The sequence below is a fragment of the Bradyrhizobium sp. genome, from assembly GCF_050014615.1.
In the GTDB taxonomy this organism is placed as follows: Bacteria; Pseudomonadota; Alphaproteobacteria; order Rhizobiales; family Xanthobacteraceae; genus Bradyrhizobium.
In genome coordinates this window covers 1-4,269 of sequence record NZ_JBEKCZ010000310.1, presented here as the reverse complement: position 1 = coordinate 4,269, position 4,269 = coordinate 1, and the positions used below count along the sequence as shown (strand labels likewise).

The following is a 4,269-nucleotide window of genomic DNA, read 5'->3' as shown; positions in this document are numbered from 1 at the left end:
GCAGGCCGCGGAGTAACCCATGAGCGATCGCGACCCCGACCGCGCGGTATCGCAGACGGTGCGCGCCCAGCTCGCGCTGCGCGACCTGATCCTGTCGGGCCGGCTGCGGCCCGGCGAGCGGATTTCCGAACTGCAGGCGGTCGAGACCACCGGCGCATCGCGAACACCGGTGCGCATGGCGCTGGTCCGGCTCGAGGAGGAGGGCCTGCTGGAGGCGATACCTCCCGGCGGGTTCATGGTGAAGGCGTTTTCGGAACGCGATATCCTCGACTCGATCGAACTTCGCGGGGTGCTCGAAGGTCTTGCCGCCAGGTTCGCGGCCGAGCGAGGCGTATCGGCGCGCGATCTTGAACCGCTAAAAGAATGTCTGGCCGAGCTGGACAGACTGGTCACGCAGGTTCCGGTCTCGGTGGAAGTGTTTTCGTCCTATGTCACGATGAACGCCCGCTTTCATGCCCTGCTGACAGAATTGTCGCACAGCGCGCCGTTGATCCGGCAAATCGACCGCGCCTCCGCGCTGCCGTTCGCATCTCCCAGCGGCTTCGTGATGGCCCAATCCGTGCTGCCGGAAGCGCATCAGATCCTGATCATCGGACAGGACCATCACCGCATCGTGGTTGACGCGATTGAAAATCGGGAAGGGGCGCGCGCGGAGGCGGTCATGCGCGAACATGCGCGCCTGGCCGCACGAAACCTGCGGCTGGCGCTGCGCAATCGAACCCATCTGGATCTGTTGCCGGCGCTGGCGCTGATACGCTCGCCCGTGAGCGAATAGGGCCACGAGGACATCATGCGATTTGCCCACACATGGACCACGTGCAGCGTTCGCAGCACCCGCGATGTAACGCCCGCGATTCGCGAAATCGTGCTGCGTCCCGAGGGGACGGGTATCGAGAACTACCCGATCGGCAGTCATGTCACTATCGGCGTGTTGATCGATGGACGGCCGGAGACACGTTGTTATTCGCTGGTCGGCGATTTCAGCCCCGATGGCTACCGGATCGCGGTTCGGCGTGCGCCCGACAGCCGCGGCGGCTCACGCTATATGTGGACGCTGAAGCCGGGCGCGCGCGTCGAGGTCTCGAGCCCGGCCTCGCTGCTCGAGATCGACTGGTCGCGATCATCCTATTGTCTGATCGCGGGCGGGATCGGCATCACGCCGATCTTCGGCATTGCCGCTGCATTGATGCGCCGCAACGCCGACGTCAGGCTTCATTATGCCGTCAAGTCGCGCGATGACGCCGCGTTTCTCGACGAACTGTCTGAACTGCTCGGCGATCGCCTGATCGTCCATGCTGGCGACGAAGGCCAGCGCATCGACCTCGACGACACCTTCGCCGGTCTGCCGCCGGATGCGGCGACGATTATATGCGGCCCGATGCGCCTTCTCGAAGCGGCGCGGCGTCGCTGGGCGGCGGCCGCACGCCCGCCGACCGACCTGCGATACGAGACCTTCGGCTCGAGCGGTCTGTTGCCGACGGCATCATTCCGGGTCCGGATCGAAAATTCAGGCCGGGAAATCATGGTGCCCGACAACAGGTCGATGCTGGATGCGCTCAACGAGGCTGGCTATGAGGTGATGTCGGACTGCCAGCGCGGCGAATGCGGCGTCTGCGCGATCGACGTCGTCGCCGTGGACGGCCAGATTGATCATCGCGACGTGTTCTTCAGCGATCATCAGAAACAGACCAATCGCAAGATCTGTCCCTGTGTTTCGCGCGCCGTCGGCGCGATCACCGTGAATACACTCTATCTGAACGACATCAGCCGGAGCTAGATTCGGCTCTCCCGCACCCTTCCCAGCAGCGCCAGGCCCGCGACGAAAAACAGCACCAGCACCGCCATGCCGGCCTTCTGGCTCTCGGTCACCGCGGTGATGACGCCGATCAGCAGCGGTCCGATGAAGGACGTGACTTTTCCGGTCAGGGCGAACAGCCCGAAATATTGCGCGATGCGATCTTTCGGCGCCATCCGGATCAACAGCGTGCGCGACGCCGCCTGCAGCGGGCCGCCGGCCGCGCCGATCAGGCATCCCAGCACCAGGTAAGCGCGTTCGGTGACGCCGGAAAACAGCGCGCCACCCGGTAGCGGGGCTGCGACCTTGATGAACAGGATCGAATCCTTGTCCACCAGCAAAATCGCAGCGATGGCGAGCAACAGGATCAACATGCTGCCCGCGATCACGCGCTTGGGCCCCAGCCTGTCATCGAGCTTGCCGCCGAGCCACGCGCCGAAGGTGCCCGCGATCGCCAGCAGAATGCCGAAGGTGCCGATCTGGATCGTGTTCCAGCCGAACGTGCCGGCCGCGTAGATGCCGCCAAATGCGAACAGCGACACCAGGCCGTCGGTGTAGATCATGTTGGCGAGCAGAAACGCCGCCAGCGATTTCTGCTTCGGCAATTCGAGCAGCGTTCGCCGCAGGTCCGATAGTCCTTGGCGCAGCGCCCCGCTCATCGGGCGCTTGCTCGGATAATCCGGCGTCAGCAAAAACATCGGCAGCACGAAGATGACGAACCAGATGCCGGTCAGGGGACCGGTGATGCGGTCGCCCTGATGGCTGACGGGATCGAGGCCGAACAAGGGGGTGAACCCGAACAGCGTGCGCCCAGTCTCGGGACTTGCGGCAAGAAAGCCGAGCACCAGGATCAGGCTCAAGATGCCGCCGGCATAGCCGGTAGCCCAGCCGGTGCCGGACAGGCTTCCGATCCGGTCCGGCGGCACCAGCGTCGGCATCATCGCATTGTTGAACACGGTAGCGAATTCGACGCCGATCGTGGCGATCGCATAGGCCAGCAGCAACGGCGGAATCACGCTGGGGTCGGCGGGCCTGCCGAACCACATCAGCGAGGCGCCGATCGCCAAAAGCGCGCCGAATGCGGCGATCCACGGCTTGCGCCGGCCGCTGGCATCCGCGATCGCGCCCAGCACCGGCGACATCAGCGCGATCACCAGTCCCGCCGTCGCCGTGGCAAAGCCCCACAGCGATTGTCCACTGGCGGGGTCGGCGGCTACATGGGTGGCGAAATAAGGGGCAAACACGAAGGTCGTGATCAGCGTGAAATAGGGCTGCGCCGCCCAGTCGAAGAAAATCCAGCTGATGACGGCGGATCGCGGGGGATAGCTCCCTCCGATGCCGGCCATGCGTGCGTCCGAAGCGATCACCGCCATGCTCGAAATATCCTTTAAATATCCCTGCCATCACGAGGAGGCGCTTTGCCCTGGGCAGGGGAACCCATATAGGATTCGCCTGCGACGGACGTTCACGAATTCGCCGACGCCAGATTGGCCTCAACCCGGGCGGAAGTTTGATGACTCTATTTCAAGCCGAACGGCGCGGAATCGTTGCGGCCACCATGCTCGTTGCCGCGTTTTGCGTTCCCGCCTTCGCGCAGGAGCGCGGTGTGTACACGCCGGCCGCGCCGGACACCATCCATGCCGTTTCCGCCGAACACGGAATGGTGGTGGCGCAGGAAAAGATCGCCGCGCGCATCGGCGCCGACGTGCTGCGGCAGGGCGGCAACGCGGTTGACGCGGCGGTCGCCACCGGTTTCGCGATGGCCGTGACCTATCCGCGCGCCGGCAACATCGGCGGCGGCGGCTTCATGGTGATCCATTCGGCGGAGCGCGGCGAGGACGTTGCCATCGATTACCGCGAAACTGCGCCGGGTGCGACGATGCCGGGAATTTTTCTCGGGCCCGACGGCAAACCCGACATTGCGAAATCGCGCGATTCCGCGCTCGGCATCGGCGTGCCCGGCACGGTCGCGGGCCTGGCGCTGGCGCTGGAGAAATACGGCTCGGGCCAATTTACGCTGGCCGATCTCTTGAAACCCGCGATCGATCTGGCGCGCGACGGCATTGTGCTGGCCGACGACATGGCCGACACCTTGCCCGGAATATACCGCCGGCTGGCGCACTGGCCGTCGACGGCGAAAATCTTTTCGCATGCCGACGGCACCTCGCTGCGCGAAGGCGACCGGCTGGTTCAGAGCGATCTCGCGGCGACGCTTACGGCGATCGCCGAGCAGGGGCCGCGCGGGTTCTATCAAGGACCGGTCGCGGAGAAGCTGGCGAAAGCGGTCCGCGACGCCGGCGGCATCATGACGCCGGACGATCTCAAATCCTATGTCGCGACCATCCGCGCGCCGGTGCAAGGCCACTATCGCGGCTACGACATCGTCTCGATGCCGCTGCCATCGTCCGGCGGCATCGTGTTGCTGGAGATGCTCAATATCCTCGAAGGCTTCCCGATCGGCGAGATGAAGCAGG

Annotated in this window: 4 protein-coding genes; 3 read left to right on the top strand and 1 reads right to left on the bottom strand. The window is 64.8% G+C overall.

The genetic code is table 11. The features are described 5' to 3' along the window. Nucleotides 1–19: 19 nt before the first annotated feature. Together ABR948_RS28650 and ABR948_RS28645 are read left to right on the top strand one after the other, a co-directional pair. Nucleotides 20–775: a GntR family transcriptional regulator gene (locus tag ABR948_RS28650; RefSeq protein ID WP_428124534.1), complete on the top strand. Its 756-nt coding sequence runs from the start codon at nt 20–22 to the stop codon at nt 773–775. 15 nt (nt 776–790) lie between these two features. Then, entirely contained in the window at nt 791–1,777 is a 987-nt protein-coding gene (locus ABR948_RS28645) for a PDR/VanB family oxidoreductase (RefSeq protein ID WP_428124532.1), read from the top strand. On the opposite strand, the gene ABR948_RS28640 is transcribed toward ABR948_RS28645, so the two are convergent. Then, nucleotides 1,774–3,168, bottom strand: coding sequence for an MFS transporter (locus ABR948_RS28640; RefSeq protein WP_428124530.1), 1,395 nt, complete (start codon nt 3,166–3,168; stop codon nt 1,774–1,776). The two genes, ABR948_RS28645 and ABR948_RS28640, sit on opposite strands and share 4 nt — an antisense overlap. A gap of 140 nt (nt 3,169–3,308) precedes the next feature. On the opposite strand from ABR948_RS28640, the gene ABR948_RS28635 reads away from it, so the two are divergent. Continuing rightward, a partial coding sequence (locus ABR948_RS28635; protein WP_428124528.1) for a gamma-glutamyltransferase occupies nt 3,309–4,269 on the top strand: 961 nt, incomplete at its 3' end.